The organism is Rhodococcus sp. 06-1474-1B (assembly GCF_002258885.1).
Classification (GTDB): Bacteria; Actinomycetota; Actinomycetes; order Mycobacteriales; family Mycobacteriaceae; genus Rhodococcoides; species Rhodococcoides fascians.
On sequence record NZ_NOYR01000008.1, the window covers coordinates 160,534 to 175,238 of the forward strand.

Genomic DNA, 14,705 nt, shown 5'->3' on the forward strand with positions numbered 1-14,705 from the left:
AGTTCCGATCGCATAGATGTTGATCATATAGGAGTGCTAATTTCGATTTGATAGAGGTTTCTAAACGAGCACAAGCTATCTACATCTTATATCTAAGAAGTGTCATATCTGCGCATCAATTTTATGGACTCGCCAGACCTCGGGATCGTGCGTCGCAGAATGCCACCCCCATCCGACGTCTACTTTCGTCACGTTTTTTAGCTGCTTACCGCCGATTCCCCGTCGTAGGATTCGGAGGGATGCCAGCACAGGGTCAAATCGCACGCGGACATCCAGAATATTCTGGCCATTTTCGGCTATCTTTTGAACAATGTCAGTGGCAGGCGCACTCAACAAGATTAGTTTGTCCACTGACAGGCCATCTGCAATCGCGATCGACGAGACTTCGCCTCCATAGCTGTGGGAGAACAATTTCTTGACTGCGCCTCCCGTATTTTCAACAGACCAGGCCTTCAGCTTCTTCGCGGCCAAATTCCGTCGAGACTGAAGGAGAGCCCCGTTCCAGTCGAATGCCGACCCATACTTTGAATACATACCAACCGACAGTTCGGTCGATAAGTATTCGTGGAACTCGCCGCCTGGTCTCCACCAGTTGGATCCCCAGGCAAATGTTCCATGAACTATTGTCGACGTACCCGTGGCCCCCTTCGGTACGGCGTTTGGGAGCAGTTCCAGGTCGCTTGCGGGGGGAAGCGCAAAGATCCGGCCGGCCATGCCAGCCACATAGTTGTCGCCCGAGCGAAGCCCCTCGGACAATCGGGACGAGACAACGGAAACAATGGATTCCTGGCTCACGGTGGAATTAGTTTTGTTTCCTCCCGCTGATAATCGTGAGTACTTTTCCGCCCATCTATACGACTGTCCTCCGGGTATCGATCCTGCCCTCCAAAGGCTGTTGGCTGCATCGTCTGAGGGGTCATTGTCAATAGCTTTACCTTCGGCGAAAAGCTCTGATAGCCACAAGTTTCCTCGGCTCCTATAAAGCCTTTGCCAGATATGGAATCGTTGGGAGTCTATTTCTTCAGGAAAGTCTGCTTCTGCTATTTTCCAAAGTGCAACTGCTGCTGTGATTGACTCACGGCTATTTGAGCTTCCCAGCATTGAGAAGAGAAAGCGGCAGGCGCTTGCAGTCGATGGTTGTTCAAGAAAGTCGGTCCAGGATTCTGATTTATCTGCCGGGGATCCAGGCATTGTGCCGCTTCGAGCTAGTGGGAATGTAGCAGTCTGAGATGGAAAGCTGGCAGAGCGGTCGACCATGGCACTCGAAATTCCGACCTCTTCAAGTGGGTCACGATAGTACTGAGCGATATCGGTGCGGGACTGGAAGTCGAACAGTGCTGACAGTGCGGCAATCCTGCAGACGTTCGTCCCTGTGAACTGAACTCCACCCTCAAAGGTTTGTGGTTCGGCGTACGGTCGGAAGGCGGATCCGTATTCGTCATCGTCGGGCATTCCTGCTGCTCCTTATTGGTGGATAGTGTGAATTGTTGTGGTCCGAAGTTTTGGAGTCTGCCGCTACCGCGGGAGGTGACTGCTTTCAAGAACGCTGCCGAAGTGGGTTGGGCTACGGTCGCGGGAAATATATTAGTTTTCGTGGCGGACAAGAATCGCACTGGACCGCCTGACGGCGCTATCCGCGCTGGGCTGACTCGCAGTCCACCCGCCCGACCCGAAAGACAACCCACTCGGCTGCTTAAAATCGGCCGAATCTTGCTGCGTGAGACACGAAAAATCAATCTCGATCGCTTCAGTCTGTTACTTGGACGAAGCTAGATCGGAGATGGTATGTGGTTCAGCTGCTAGGTCCGGCTGCACCGTCCAAATACTCCAACCACTTGGCGAACTTTCGAGCTCCGTTGACTGCTGTTTGGTCGCGCGGTCGAGGGTTAAAGTGCATGACGTCGTTCCTTAGACGCCGCATTTCATCCAGAGCCTGTATAAAAGTCTTCCTATCGACCAAGGAGGTCAGCGATTGCCAGTTCGATTCAGGCTCGAACAGTTTCATCATCTCGCCGATGGTCAAACCGGACGCATCAACCACTTTCTTTCGACGTTCCGGTGAGTCGTGAACCGCATCCTTGATGGTATCGATCGAGAACCACTTATCGATCAGCCGACGCAGACGCCTCTCGGCCTCGCCGATGAGCAAGAACGGGCCAGCCAGCAGTTCGAACTGTTGGCTCAGATCGGAGGTGGTGACGATGCCCGTTACCCGCTTCGTGTTGTCCTCCACGAACACATATCCGGATTCGATGATGCGAGGTATAGACGCGAGAAGGTCGGCTGACAAAGCGACGGTCGCAGCCGGTGCAATCACACTGCTCACGGTGTCGACTTCGCCGTCGAGCCGGCCTTTTGCTATCGATTCCCAGCTGACGACGCCGACCAGCGAGCGTTCACCTTTCATCACAGGTAGCTGCGAAAAGTCATGGCGATGCATGAGTGACCGCGCCCTGATTACGCTTTCATCGGGCCGTACTCGCGTGACCCCAGCGGTAGCGGCTTGCAAACTCGACACGGTCAGCGCCACATCCTCGGTGTCTGTCGAGGTTGGCCCGGGTTCCCAATCATCGGTACTGGGCTCGCCAGACGCAGTATGAGCGATCAGCTTGATTTCCGTGTCGATCCAGCTCACCTCGAACGACGGTGACGCCTGTAATCCGTACGCTGCGAGGTCCGACGAAATGGACTGAACCGTCTCTGCGTCGCGGCGCTTCGCTCCCCACCGGCCGAGCAAGTCCCTGATGGTCAGCGTCACCGCGTTGTCCGCAGACCTACTCGCGGCGTCGGTAAGGAACTCGTCCAAGGTCATGCTGCACTGAGCCTTTCGATTGAGGTGAGTCGCGGAATGGGAGTCAGGAACCGCTTGAGTAAAGCTCACCGACCTGCATCATTCGGCTGGTGCGTAGCGCGAGATCCAGGCAAAACCGGAGCCGTTCAACGGTTTGCTCGGTGAGACGCTTCTGATTGAACTGAGCAAGCGTCTGTTGGAATAGTTCCCGCTGTGCCAACGCGGTGCCGTCGGCCACGAACATCATGGCATTCGCAATTTCTTCCGGGCTGATCTCTGGGAGTGGTCGAGTGATTCCCGTTTGAGTGATGCGGAACCCGCGCCACGACTCGGAGTCCAACCCTGCCGGCCAGACGAAGTCGCCGCCCCGGCCACTGCGGAGCAGCTCGCCAGGAATGCACCGCTCGATCAATTCCTTCCGAGCGGCTCGCAGGCGATCGAAGCCGAAACGAGTGCCGATCTGCCGACACAGCCTGTCTGCTTCGATGGGGCCCTCAATCTCCACGACAGCACGTATCGCGTCGACGATCGTTGCGCGAACGCTGGGAGACTGGTCCCGTTCGAGGTCCTCGCGTCCGCCCAACCGCGTCGTCGGTGCTTCTAGGTACAGCGCGGCCTTTTCGTGGATGTCGCGCGTACTGGACAGTCGTATCTGATGCTGTTCCTCGATGGCATTCGCGATCCTGGCATGCTCGAGATCCGGTTCCGCAGGCGCGGGCACGTTCCTGAGCTCTATGTCCGCAAGGACCTCCAACTCTGTGTCGGGGGTGTCGAGTGCGGCATTCTCGGCCAGCTCGTCGATGGATGCTTGCCAGTCCCCGGCGTCGGATTCACGACGTGCCACGCGTTCTTCGTCGAACTGCGTTGCGCGCGTGACTGCTTCGGAAATACGATCGAGAACCGCGTTCGGGTTGTCGATCCACTCCGGCAGCCAGACACGTACCAGACCGCCCCACCCCATCATCGACTGGAGGAGTAGGGGAGTCATGTCCCTGTCGGAAACGGTAGGCCGTTTTGCCCACTGTGGTCCGTCTGTCAGTACCGCTACTTGCCAATGAGCACTACCCGGCTGACGGACAACCAGATCGAGCACGAAGTCGGACAACCCGTACCCGGGGCGTACTTCGTAGCCGCGTTCGATCAGACTCTGACCGAGCGAGCGTAGGACGGCGTCGACCGACTCCCACCGAACGTCAGTCTCAGTGACTTCGCCGAGCTGCGCGGTCCGTTCCAGATACCCACGCAGATGTGCCATACCGACGGAGTTCGTTCGGTTCAGGTCGATATCCGCTGGATCGAACGAGGTGAACACGATGACCTTGCGCCGCGCGCGAGTGATGGCCACGTTCCACCGCTTCTCACCACCGGCTCGGGTCAGCGGACCGAAATTGAGCACGAGCTTTGAGTCACCTGGTTTCTTCGAGAACGCCGTCGAAAACAGAATGACGTCCCGTTCGTCGCCCTGCACGTTCTCCAGGTTCTTCACGAAAAGGCCGTCTTCTTTGTCTTCTCTGAGCTGCTCCGCTACCAGGGGGTCTCGGCACTCCTCCAGAAGATCGCGTACGAGAGTCTGCTGCTGAGTGTTGAACGTGACGATTCCGATGCTCTCGTTGGCCGTGTGCGCGTTCGCAAGTCGCTTGCGCACCTCCCCAACGATTGTCTCCGCCTCCACGAGGTTCGTGCGATGGCGTTGTTTTGTGTTCTCACGGTTGAAATGTCCCTGAACGCGACGCCATTCGACACCGAGCGACTCGTCCCCGCCCGGTGTGGGCAAGCTGGCCAGTCGGCCTTCGTAATATTTTTCGTTGGAGAACGCGATCAACGACTCGTCCTGGCTCCGGTAGTGCCACGACAACCACTGGCGTGGGATCCCGGATTCGACGGCTTCGGAGAGAATGCTGTCGAGATCTTCTGGAACTACTTCCTCGTCGTCCAAAACGTCGTCGCCGTCGCCGGCCGTCGCTTTCCCGACAGCGGTCGGTGGCATCTGCTGCGAATCGCCGACGATGACACCCGACCGGCCACGTCCTAGGGCACCGACTGCTTGGGGGACGGTGACCTGTGATGCTTCGTCGAACACGACCACGTCGAAAGTCACCGTCCCTGGCGGGACGAACTGTGCCAGCGAGGTCGGGCTGACAAAGAAGCACGGCGTTGCTGAAACGATGTGGTCCGGGTACCGAGTGATCAATTGGCGGAACGTTTGACCGCCACGCTTCGCATCGAGCAGTCGACGGAGCTTGCCCACCTCGTCGGTCAGCTGACCTGCCTTGAACGGCCTGCGTCCCAACAGAAGTGAGCGAAGTGCCACCACTTGCTCTTTACGTTGAGCGTCGGCCGCAGCAGAGAAATCGTCGACCTCGCCGTAGCGCTGCTCAGGATCGAAGTGGACCAGGCCGGCCCGCCGCCGGCGTTCCTGTGCGGAGGTCGCGGCCACACCGCGAATGAAGGACAGCTCGGCGTCCGACCACGAAATCGACCCACTGAGCAACTGATTGACGAAGTCCTGCAGGCCGGCCGACCTGAGCGGGTCCAGATACGAAGTCGTCGAGGAATATTGCTGAACCGTGTGGATGCCGTCGATACTGAGAGAAGAGACCCATCGCCGGCAGTCCTTGGCCAACTTCTGAGGCCAAGGATCGTCGCCGAGCCAGCGGGCGAACGACTCCGGGGTTGTGCCGAGCGCAGCAATCCACTGCGTCCACCCCGCGGCGAGCGAGCGCACTGTTGCAAGATCGGTCTCCGGAATCAACCCACATTCGACGATGAAGGACCACGACGCCGGATCGTTCCGCCGCAGCGCAGACGTTTTCTCGACGTGCTCGATAAGTGGCCGCAGTTGAACTGCAGCGTCGGGGTCGAACGGGCTCCACCATTGCGGTGCGAAGTCGAGCAGAAGGTCCGTCATGCGCCCGGTGACGTCGAGAGCGTCGGACCGCGCGCCCGGAAGTGTCTGCAAGAGAGGCAGAGCCTGCTCTGGGGTGAGTGACACGCCAGGAGCGACTAGAGACGCGGTCAGGTGATGGAAGGCCTCGACCCGCTTCTTCTTGCCGAAGAGCCCGTGGGTTGCTTCGGTCGCGGCCACAACTACGGGCTCGATTTCGCCGGTGGCGACGAACAAGGGCGTAAAGGTGTCGGATACCGCCCGCACGGAATTCTGAAAATCGTTGATAGAACGAAGAAGAGCGTTTCGCTCGCCATCCCAGTCCCTGCGAGATGCTTTGTCCAGCAGCTCAACTGAAGGAGCCGGAAACCGAGACAGTTGTTCGGCTTTGTCCGCCATTGTGTGGAGGGACGCTGCGTCGGTCGCCCGTTCGAGCGCGCCACGCGCGAACGCGGACGAGTGCGCAGAAGCGAGGTCTCGGTCGATTCCGGTGGCGAGGGTCGATAACGTCGATTCGGAGATCGCGTCGTCGAGGGTCCCGACCAGGTTCCATTCGTTGTCGGTCCTCGGACGGGCGGTCCGCGCGGATCGAGCGAAGAGTCGTAGTGAGTGTTCGATGTCGGCGATGGGAACCGCCGGCTGTGCGACGAAGCTGTGGGGTATGTCCGCTGTTGGACCGTCTGGCAGACCCATCGCGGTGTCGGTGGCCGACCACATGGACAGGCCCGCTCCGTTGGTGTCGTGCAGGACTTTCGGATACTCCGATAGCGGCGCGTGTCGCGAACGCATGGTAGCGAGGCTGGCTTGCCACAACCGCTCGTTGTAGTGCGCGTCCAGATCGATGGCCTTCTTCAGCTGGTCACGAATGGCTTGTGGTCGCTGGTTTTTGCCGTGTAGGTCAAGTGTGAAATCGGATAGGCCGATCTTCTCGAGTCGTCGCTTCACCACATCGAGCGCTGCCTGCTTTTCGGCGACGAACAGCACCGACTTCCCCTGCATGAGGGTGTGGGCAATCAGGTTGGTAATCGTCTGCGACTTTCCCGTACCAGGAGGACCTTCGAGTACGAAGCTGTGTCCATCGGCCGCGAGTGCTACGGCGCGTAGCTGGGATCCGTCCGCCGGAATGGGAACGGGCACTTCGATCTCTTCGACCGGCACATTGTCGAGATCCTGCCCCTGCGGGCGGGCGTTGTCGACGAAGGACTCGCCGGCGGAGTGCACGAGGTGGTGCACGATCGGGCTCTTCTGCAATATCTCCCAGTGTTCGTCGAGGTCCTTCCACATTCCGAAGGTGCCGAACTGGCAGATCCCGAGTGAAGTGCATTCGTCGATCCGGAACGACAAGTTGTGCTCGACCAGCGAGCCCCGGATCTGCTGCAGAGCTAGATCGATGTCGATTCCCGAGTCGTCGGTCGGCGGGTTTTGCAGCGCAGGGATGGATGCGTTGTGTTTCAGACGTAGCCATTCGACGAGGCAGTAGTTCGGGTTGGAAATCTCCGATGAGTCGATCGCAACCTTGAACGGTGCGTTCCCGGTGCCTCCCGTGATTTTGACCGGAAGCAGAAACAGGGGAGCTCGTGCCTCGCGTCCTGTGGACGTGCTGTGGACGAGCGCTCCGAAGGTCAGATAGAGATTGGCCGATCCGGTCTCCTCGAACATCGTTCGGGCCGACCGTTGCAGACTCTTGAGCTGAGTCGCGTACTTCGCCTTGGTGACAGCGGCATAAAGCTTTTTGCTTTTCTGCAGGTATTCCAGCAGCACACCGTTGTCGATGTTCTGCGCCAGACGCGCACCCCGGAGCTCGTGGATGTCGCTGATCTCGTCGTTGGGCATCAGCTCGATGGCTACGTTGGCGTGAACGAGGTCGTCGAGAATTGCCAGACCGGATTTCGGTATGTGGAGATCGATGACCTCCTTGGCAGCTTTCAGATTCAGCAGCCTGTTTCGTGTACTGAGGTCCAGCAGAGATCGTTTCCACTTCTGCACGCGAGCCGGAGAGTTATCGGTGGGGTCGAACACTGCGTCGTGCTCAGCGGCAGCTCGGACCAGATCGGACGGGAGCTCTATTGTTCCCGCCTCGGCGTCGGAGTCGTCGTCTACCGTCTCGATCGCGACGTCGTCCGGGGTCGGGAGCGGCCGGATACCGTCTTTACGCGCCGTCGTCACCGCGGTGACGCCCAACAGTGTCTCCGGGGAGGCGAAATGTCGTCGAGCCGTGGCGACTGCATTGGAGAAAGTTCCGGTCCGTGCGGAGTCGTAGAACTGAGCCTCGACGGGGACGACCGTGTTCGATTCGACCAGGTTGACCATCGTATTCGTATCGGTCACCGTGGCGCTCGCAAGATTCGTCTCCTCACGCATGAAGCCCGCGAACGCGTGACCCTGCTTGAGCCACAGCACAGGACGCAGCCCAGTGGCTTCGAGGCACGCGGCATACGTGACGGCCAAATCGATGCAGGTTCCAAACCTTTCCTCCAGCACCTGCGCTGTAGTGCGGATCTTCTGGCCAGACTGCTCGAACGAAGCAGGCGGGCTGATGTATCGAATGCCCTTGGATCGGAGGGCTTCGTAGATCGCGCCTGCTATGTAGGCGGCGCGCTCCGGCCCGGACTGATATCCACCCAGCGTCGAGTTGCCGGTCTGCTTCTCCAGGAGTGTGCTGGCGACGGAGAGAACCGACGAAACTGCCCGAGTGTTGGGCTGCACGAACGCGGACAATGACGAGTAATAGACCGGAGCGTTGAACCACTCGTTGTGTGCCAGAACCCTGATTGGCACCTTGAGCTGGACTGGACGACTCCACAAATGCCTGACACTCACGTAGATAGTTGCCGGATAGCTCTCGTTGAGTTCCTGCAAATGATCGACCTCAGGCACGACCTCGGCGAAGTTATCCCACTGAAGAGCAGAGCCTGGAGCGAGCGGACCGTCGTTAACCTCGTCGAACTCGGGAGAGATGGGATGCCCACGGCCAAACAACTGGACCGACGCCTGGACGTCGATAGCGTCTTGGTTCGACGCATTCCGGATAGACAGAGCCGTGATCAAAGGAACCCCGTTGTGGACCAGCGCGAGGTTCACCGCAGGATGGGCGAACAACTCGACGACGAGGCCACCTTCCTCTATTCGGTGAGTCGCGTCAGTCGGTTGGGGCTGGGTCATCAGATCTCCGCACTACTCGGTCGTTGCCGCTCCACTGGTGGGTGGCAGAACTGCATTGCTCTCACCGTAAGAGATCGTCGCTAGTTGTGGGAACGTTCCACGGAATGCCGGCGATGTCCGCGAATCGACGTTGTCGAGGGAGCGAGACGGAGACCTCAGAATCAACTTTGAGTTGGTCGGCTACTCGTGTTCCGCGATGTCCGATAGTTCGATGCGGTATCCCTCCAGCCAAGAAAAATCGACTCGTAGAGCTGTGATCTTGTTTCGACCCAACCAGATTGGGGAGCCCTCTGGTTGGGAGGCGTACAGCCCCCGTGCTGAAGTAACCACTCGGTCGAATTGCACCGGCCAGTCGATGGTTGAAGCCAATTCGGTGATGGAATCGCGGCCGCGGTCGAGCACACGTAGGACGTGTGATCGCGCGGGCAACAGCTGAGACTTGCTTGTGTTGCAGGATGGGCAAGCCAACACCAAGTTCGCGAGGCCGTCGATTCCCACCCTCGACCACGGGAGCACGTGATCGACATGCGCCTCCGACCCCACCCGCGTCGAACAATAGAAGCACGACGGACCGAAGGCCTCGATCAACGCGGCTCTGGGACGGACAAGCGCGATTCGGCTGTTGCCGAACAGATGGCCTTCGAGATCCGGCACGTCATCGTCGAGAAAGCTGTTCTTTCGCCGGACATCGTCGACCCAAGCGAGCATCAACGCAGGCTTGAGCAAAGAGGATAATCGCGCCAGAGCGAAACACACCCCGGGGTACAGCGTGATCCGGTTGCCATGGGCCAGGACGGTGTTCGTGCCCACCTTGGCGCTCATCCAACTGTCGTCGAACAGAAATGACTTGCCCGCGTACCCGCCCGGAACTCGTTGCAGGCGATGTAGCGGCTGTTGCACGAGAACAAGCTTCACCTTCTTGATCATTTCGCGGAACAGACCAGGGTTTCTTCGGGCCGCGATGTCCAACGGCGTTTCTCGGCCGGCAGTTGCCGTCGCACGAGCAAACTCGCGGACAGTGTCGGGAATCGTTGCTCTCGCCTGCGTCGACTGGCGGAGATAATGACCGTCGAAGTCACGGACCTGCCGCCAGTAGAGACTTACAACGCGCTCGGCCAAGTCGTCGAGATCGACATCGACCGCGGAACCGTGATCCTCGGGAACGTTCTCGACCGAGAACTCGAGTAGCGCGACCAGGACGGCCAGCTTGTAGGTGGCGACACGCGCGCCAGAGTCGAGAACGCTGACCAGGTGCTGCCCAAGCGTCAGCGGATCAGCGGGCGAGGGAATCGACATACCTGCACACTACTGAGCATGGGAAAACTTGTTCGTGATCTGATTCCGTCGATCATCGAAGCCTCAGGTCGCGTCCCCAAATATCGAATCTTTGAGACTGAGGATTATGGAAACGCGCTGATTGACAAATTGTTTGAAGAAGCACGCGAGTTTCGCGACGCAACAACGGAAGGTAGGCCGGAGGACTTGGCCGATGTCCTCGAGGTCGTGCGCGCACTCGCCGCACATCTTGGCCTGACCAACGAGGCTCTCGATACGGTAGCTGCTGACAAGCGATCACAACGTGGTGGCTTTGAGCAGCGGATCTAGCTTGAGTAGCGCCTGTTCATTGTTGCGCAAGGCACGAGGCAAGTTGGTTCGCTGACCGTTCTAGTTATGACAAACGGTCATGAGAACTCAGGCATGGAGTGCGCGAATGCTGCTGTGCAAGAACTTATCCAGCGGCAAGAGGTTGACTGTAGCTGGGACTTCGTATTCTCGGGATCGAACCGATACCGAGAGTCTCACCAGGCCACCGATCCGGCGTCGTCGAAGAATCCGCCCCGCGGGCCGTCGTCGGGCAGGGTGGCGAGCTTCAGCGCGATACGCGCACCCTCCTCCGGCGTGCGTGTGGATGCAAATCCGGTGAAATCCGTTGCCACATAGCCCGGACAGCATGCATTCACGATCACCGCAGTATCCGCGAGCTGCCGTGCGTACTGCACGGTCATCGCGTTCACCATGGTCTTGGATGGAGCATATGCCGCCATTATCGGGCCGGTCTGTAGCGCGAGCGAGCCCATGTTGCTCGAGACATTGACAATGCGTGGCGAGGCAGACCGAAGAAGAGTCGGAAGTAGTGCGTTCGTCACTCGAATGACTCCGAATACGTTGGTATCCAGCGTAGTCCGCAGTACGTCGATATCCAGCGTCTTCGGATTCTGTTGGTCGCCGCCGGAGATGCCTGCGTTGTTCACCAGTATGTCGAGGTCGTCGATCGAGTTGGCGGCGGCAGCAACGCTGTCGTCGGAGGTGACATCGAGGGGGACTCCGAAGGCATCGATGCCGGCAGCGCGAAGCTTGTCGACCGCGTCCTGTCGTCGTGCATCGTTGCGGGCCCCGACTCCCACTCTGATTCCCTGAAGTCCGAGTCCGTGCGCGATGGCAAAGCCGATCCCTTTGTTGGCGGCGGTGATCAGCGCGGTCTTTGTCGTCATGCGATCCATGGTCGGCGTCGAGAGCAAGTGCGTCCAATACCGATCGACCAACCAGTGATACTCGACGGGTATCACAACTACGCTGTTGGAGTGGACGACCTCGAAACACGCGAACTCCGGTACTTCATCGCCGTTGCCGAGGAGCTGCACTTCGGACGCGCAGCGCAACGCTTGGGGATCGCCCAGCCACCACTCTCGCGAGCGATCAGCAGGATGGAGCGCCGACTCGGCGTCGCCCTCCTGGATCGGAATCGTCGCGGAGTCGCCCTCACTGCTGCCGGTGCCGTGTTCTTGAGGGACGCTGCCACGGCGCTCGACGCCGTGGCAGCGGCAGCGCAGCGAGCACGAGCGGCCGGTGCCAGAGTCAAACTGGTGACCAAAGCCGGTGCGTCCCATGAGCTCCTGCGCCGCGTTCTCGATGCGTACCCCGTTGACGTGGATGTCTTGTTGTGTGAAGTCGGTGAGCAGGCCGAATATCTTCGCCGCGGTGATGCCGACGTGGCGTTGATGCATCGCCCCGTCGATGACCTCGTCGGGTTCGACTCCGAGGACCTCGTCACCGAGGGGCAGGTCGCAATCGTTCCGCGTGATCACCCCTTGGCCTCGAAAGACGAACTGAGGATGGACGATATCCGTGACGTCGCGGATCTGCCGATGGCTCGGTGGCCACAGCTCGACGGCACCTATCCGCAGGGGCCCGGGCCTGAGGTGCGCGGTCAATCGCAGATCGCCCAATTAGTCGCGCTGGGTCAGGCGCTGCTGGTGATTCCGGCGTCGAGTCGCGCGTGGCAGTGGCCCGAGCATGTGGCCGTGCCTGTCGTTGATGCGCCGATGATCACGACGGTCATCGCGTGGCCGGCCGGAGTCCGATCGCCAGCGGTATCGGCATTGGTCCGGTCGGCCGTCGGGATTGCGTTCGAGTGACGGACCGTAAACCCTCGGCGTGCCGATCCACTGCGATTACCGTCCGCCGTATTTCGAGGTGATACGGGTTTCCAACCACTGCAGGGCGATGGTGGGAGGCAGTGCCATCACCAGGATCAGTACAACCGTGCCCATGATGTTCTCCATCCGCACCAGGCTGACGTTGCGGAGCAGTTCATATCCGATGCCACTGGACGACGAGAACATTTCGGCGAGAAGCAGACCCAGGAACGCCAAGCCGAAGGTCATGCGCATACCGGTCGCCAATGCCGGCAGCACCGCAGGAATCACGATCTGACGGATCAACCTGGGCCAGCTCACCTGCAGTGACGCGGCCATCTTCAAGTGAATTCTCTGGACCGACGCGGTGGCTTCGACAGCGACGAGGAACATCGGGATGAACGCGGCGTAGAAGGAGAAGCCGAATCGGCTCAGTGCGCCGATGCCGAGGAACGACAGAAAGATCGGGTACAGCACGATCTTCGGAATACTGTTGATCGAGTACACGATCGGGGCGATGGTTCGGGTCCAGAACGGACTCAGACCCAGCGTCAGACCCAGCAGGGAACCCACGACCGTGCTGGCCAGAAACGCGAGCACAAGAATGCGCAGCGAGTCGCCGACATTGGCGCGGAAGTCTGCTTTGCCCAGGTCCTCGACGAGCGAGGCCATGGCCTCGGCAGGCGTCGGGAAGATGAGACTGTCGACCAGAACGGCCGCGATCCACCAGATCAACACCGCGACGACGGCCACGACCACCGGAGGCAGAAACCGTCGAGCGTTCGTGCGTCCCGCGGACGGGGTCACCTTCGGGGGAACTGAAGGGGCGGTGGCTACTCTGTCCAAGGTGCTGCTCATCAGCGGCGCCTCCAATCGAATCGGTTGAGCGCGAGCGAGATCAGCGAGGTCGAGAGCAAAGCGATCAGCGCCACGATGAGGATCCCGGCGTACATGTCGGCGATGTCGAACCCGTCATAGGCGATGGAGATGAAGTGGCCCAGGCCTTGGGTCGACAGGATGAACTCACTGGCCAAGACCGAGATGACGGCGTACGAGAGCCCCAGTTTGAGTCCGGTCACGATGCTCGGCAGCGCATACGGCAGCAGAACCGATCGGAAGTACTGCCACCGCGTCAACATCAGAGTGGTCCCGAGCTTGGTGACGATCGGCGACACCGCGTTGAAACCAGTGCGTGCGTTCAACGCCACCACACCGAAAGCGAAGATGGTGGACAGGATGGCGATCGGAGCCACGCCAGCACCGAACAGCACCACCATGATCGGGTACAGCGCGAACGTCGGGACGGCGTAGTACACGTTGAGGTAGGGCTGAAACGCTCTGTCCCACAGCTCGTACCGCCACAGCACGTACGCGGCGCCGACACCGAGTACGGAGCTGAGCACGAAAGCCAGAACGATGATGCCGAGCGTGCGGCCCAACTCGTCGACGAGGAAGTCCGGGTCGGTCAGCAGGCTCAGCGACGTCGAGATCATGTCGGTCACCGGAACGATGTCGAGCGGAGAAGCGAAGAACCGTGCCGAGATGTCGATGGCCACCAGTGCCGCGACGAGGATGAGTACGGTCCAGCCCCATGCGGGGAGGCCGAGTTGGGTGGAGGGGGCGGGCCGGATGTATCCGGGGACCACGGAGGCGCGGTCGCTCTCGCGCGTCGGCGAACTCATGGCTCAATGCTCATCGTCTTCTTGGCCTCGTCGCGCAGACTCGACCAAATACGTTCGTGCAGAGCAGTCGCCGCCGGGCTTGCGAGAACGTCTTCGGAGCGCGGACGGGGCAGGTCGATGTCCATCTCGTCGATGAATCGACCGGGCCGCGCGCTCATCACCAGCACACGATCGGACAGCAATACCGCTTCCTGAATGCTGTGGGTGATGAACAGGACTCCACACGTGAGCTTCTCGACGATCTTGAGCAGCTCGTACGACATGACCAACCGCGTCTGCTCGTCGAGCGCTCCGAAGGGCTCGTCCGCGAGAATGAGGTCGGGCTCCATGGACAGGCAACGCGCGATGGCCACACGCTGACGCATACCGCCGGACAACTGGGTGGGGTAGTGGTCGCCGAACTTGCCCAGTCCCACTGTGTTCAGCAGCTCGTCGGCGCGGGCTCGTCTTTCTTTCTTGCCGACACCTCGGACTTCGAGAGCGAACGCGACGTTGTCGCGGACGGTTCGCCAGGGCAGCGTCGCCGATTCCTGGAAGATGACCGCAGTCTTGGATCGAGGACCGGTAAGCGGTTGCCCGTCGACCTGCACGGTGCCGCCATCGTGATCCTGGAGTCCGGCGAAAACCTCGAGCAGAGTGGACTTGCCGCAGCCACTGGGCCCGACGACGGAGACGAATTCGCCCCTACCGATGGATAAGTCGATCTCGTGGAGGGCGGTCACATCACCGAAGTGCCGCGACACCGACGAGGCGACGGCGATGGCGGAGGT

The 14,705-nt window shown here is 60.0% G+C and carries 10 protein-coding genes; 2 read left to right on the forward strand and 8 right to left on the reverse strand.

Features of this window, described 5'->3' with window-relative positions; all coding sequences use genetic code 11:
- Positions 1–102 precede the first annotated feature (102 nt).
- The 4 genes from CH266_RS25105 to CH266_RS02215 all read right to left on the reverse strand — a co-directional run bounded on the left by CH266_RS25105 (position 103) and on the right by CH266_RS02215 (position 10,133).
- On the reverse strand, positions 103–1,452 hold the full coding sequence (locus CH266_RS25105) for a hypothetical protein (protein ID WP_141214470.1): 1,350 nt from the start codon (positions 1,450–1,452) through the stop codon (positions 103–105).
- Positions 1,453–1,792: 340 nt separating this feature from the next.
- Entirely contained in the window at positions 1,793–2,812 is a 1,020-nt protein-coding gene (locus tag CH266_RS02205; RefSeq protein ID WP_094714580.1) for a CBS domain-containing protein, read from the reverse strand.
- Positions 2,813–2,855: 43 nt separating this feature from the next.
- Positions 2,856–8,453 (reverse strand): DUF3320 domain-containing protein, encoded by a 5,598-nt coding sequence (locus CH266_RS02210; RefSeq protein ID WP_255175815.1) that lies wholly within the window; start codon positions 8,451–8,453, stop codon positions 2,856–2,858.
- A gap of 564 nt (positions 8,454–9,017) precedes the next feature.
- Entirely contained in the window at positions 9,018–10,133 is a 1,116-nt protein-coding gene (locus tag CH266_RS02215) for an HNH endonuclease (RefSeq protein ID WP_094714582.1), read from the reverse strand.
- Positions 10,134–10,151: 18 nt separating this feature from the next.
- Here CH266_RS02215 and CH266_RS02220 point away from each other — a divergent pair, with 18 nt between their 5' ends.
- The gene (locus CH266_RS02220; protein WP_094714583.1) at positions 10,152–10,442 is read left to right on the forward strand and encodes a nucleoside triphosphate pyrophosphohydrolase; all 291 of its coding nucleotides are present in this window, start codon (positions 10,152–10,154) and stop codon (positions 10,440–10,442) included.
- A 194-nt stretch (positions 10,443–10,636) separates the two neighbouring features.
- Here the strand turns inward: CH266_RS02220 and CH266_RS02225 are convergent, their stop codons facing one another.
- On the reverse strand, positions 10,637–11,329 hold the full coding sequence (locus CH266_RS02225; protein ID WP_217900981.1) for an SDR family oxidoreductase: 693 nt from the start codon (positions 11,327–11,329) through the stop codon (positions 10,637–10,639).
- Positions 11,330–11,419: 90 nt separating this feature from the next.
- On the opposite strand from CH266_RS02225, the gene CH266_RS02230 reads away from it, so the two are divergent.
- Complete coding sequence (locus CH266_RS02230) at positions 11,420–12,253, forward strand: LysR family transcriptional regulator (RefSeq protein ID WP_094714584.1); 834 nt, start codon at positions 11,420–11,422, stop codon at positions 12,251–12,253.
- Between the two features lie 36 nt (positions 12,254–12,289).
- On the opposite strand, the gene CH266_RS02235 is transcribed toward CH266_RS02230, so the two are convergent.
- From CH266_RS02235 to CH266_RS02245, 3 genes are read right to left on the reverse strand one after another with little or no spacing between them, the layout of a single operon-like run.
- Entirely contained in the window at positions 12,290–13,111 is an 822-nt protein-coding gene (locus tag CH266_RS02235) for an ABC transporter permease (protein WP_094714585.1), read from the reverse strand.
- Complete coding sequence (locus CH266_RS02240; RefSeq protein ID WP_045840818.1) at positions 13,111–13,935, reverse strand: ABC transporter permease; 825 nt, start codon at positions 13,933–13,935, stop codon at positions 13,111–13,113. The genes CH266_RS02235 and CH266_RS02240 overlap by 1 nt, the downstream gene beginning before the upstream one ends.
- Positions 13,932–14,696 carry an ABC transporter ATP-binding protein gene (locus CH266_RS02245; RefSeq protein ID WP_441347035.1) on the reverse strand — a complete coding sequence of 255 codons (765 nt, stop codon included), beginning with the start codon at positions 14,694–14,696 and terminating at the stop codon, positions 13,932–13,934. The genes CH266_RS02240 and CH266_RS02245 overlap by 4 nt, the downstream gene beginning before the upstream one ends.
- Positions 14,697–14,705: the final 9 nt, after the last annotated feature.

Bases quoted from the DNA above. Each gene is read 5' to 3' on its own strand.
- CH266_RS25105 (WP_141214470.1), bottom strand. From the start codon at position 1,452: ATGCCCGACGATGACGAATACGGATCCGCCTTCCGACCGTACGCCGAA.
- CH266_RS02205 (WP_094714580.1), bottom strand. From the start codon at position 2,812: ATGACCTTGGACGAGTTCCTTACCGACGCCGCGAGTAGGTCTGCGGAC.
- CH266_RS02215 (WP_094714582.1), bottom strand. From the start codon at position 10,133: ATGTCGATTCCCTCGCCCGCTGATCCGCTGACGCTTGGGCAGCACCTG.
- CH266_RS02220 (WP_094714583.1), top strand. From the start codon at position 10,152: ATGGGAAAACTTGTTCGTGATCTGATTCCGTCGATCATCGAAGCCTCA.
- CH266_RS02225 (WP_217900981.1), bottom strand. From the start codon at position 11,329: ATGACGACAAAGACCGCGCTGATCACCGCCGCCAACAAAGGGATCGGC.
- CH266_RS02235 (WP_094714585.1), bottom strand. From the start codon at position 13,111: ATGAGCAGCACCTTGGACAGAGTAGCCACCGCCCCTTCAGTTCCCCCG.
- CH266_RS02240 (WP_045840818.1), bottom strand. From the start codon at position 13,935: ATGAGTTCGCCGACGCGCGAGAGCGACCGCGCCTCCGTGGTCCCCGGA.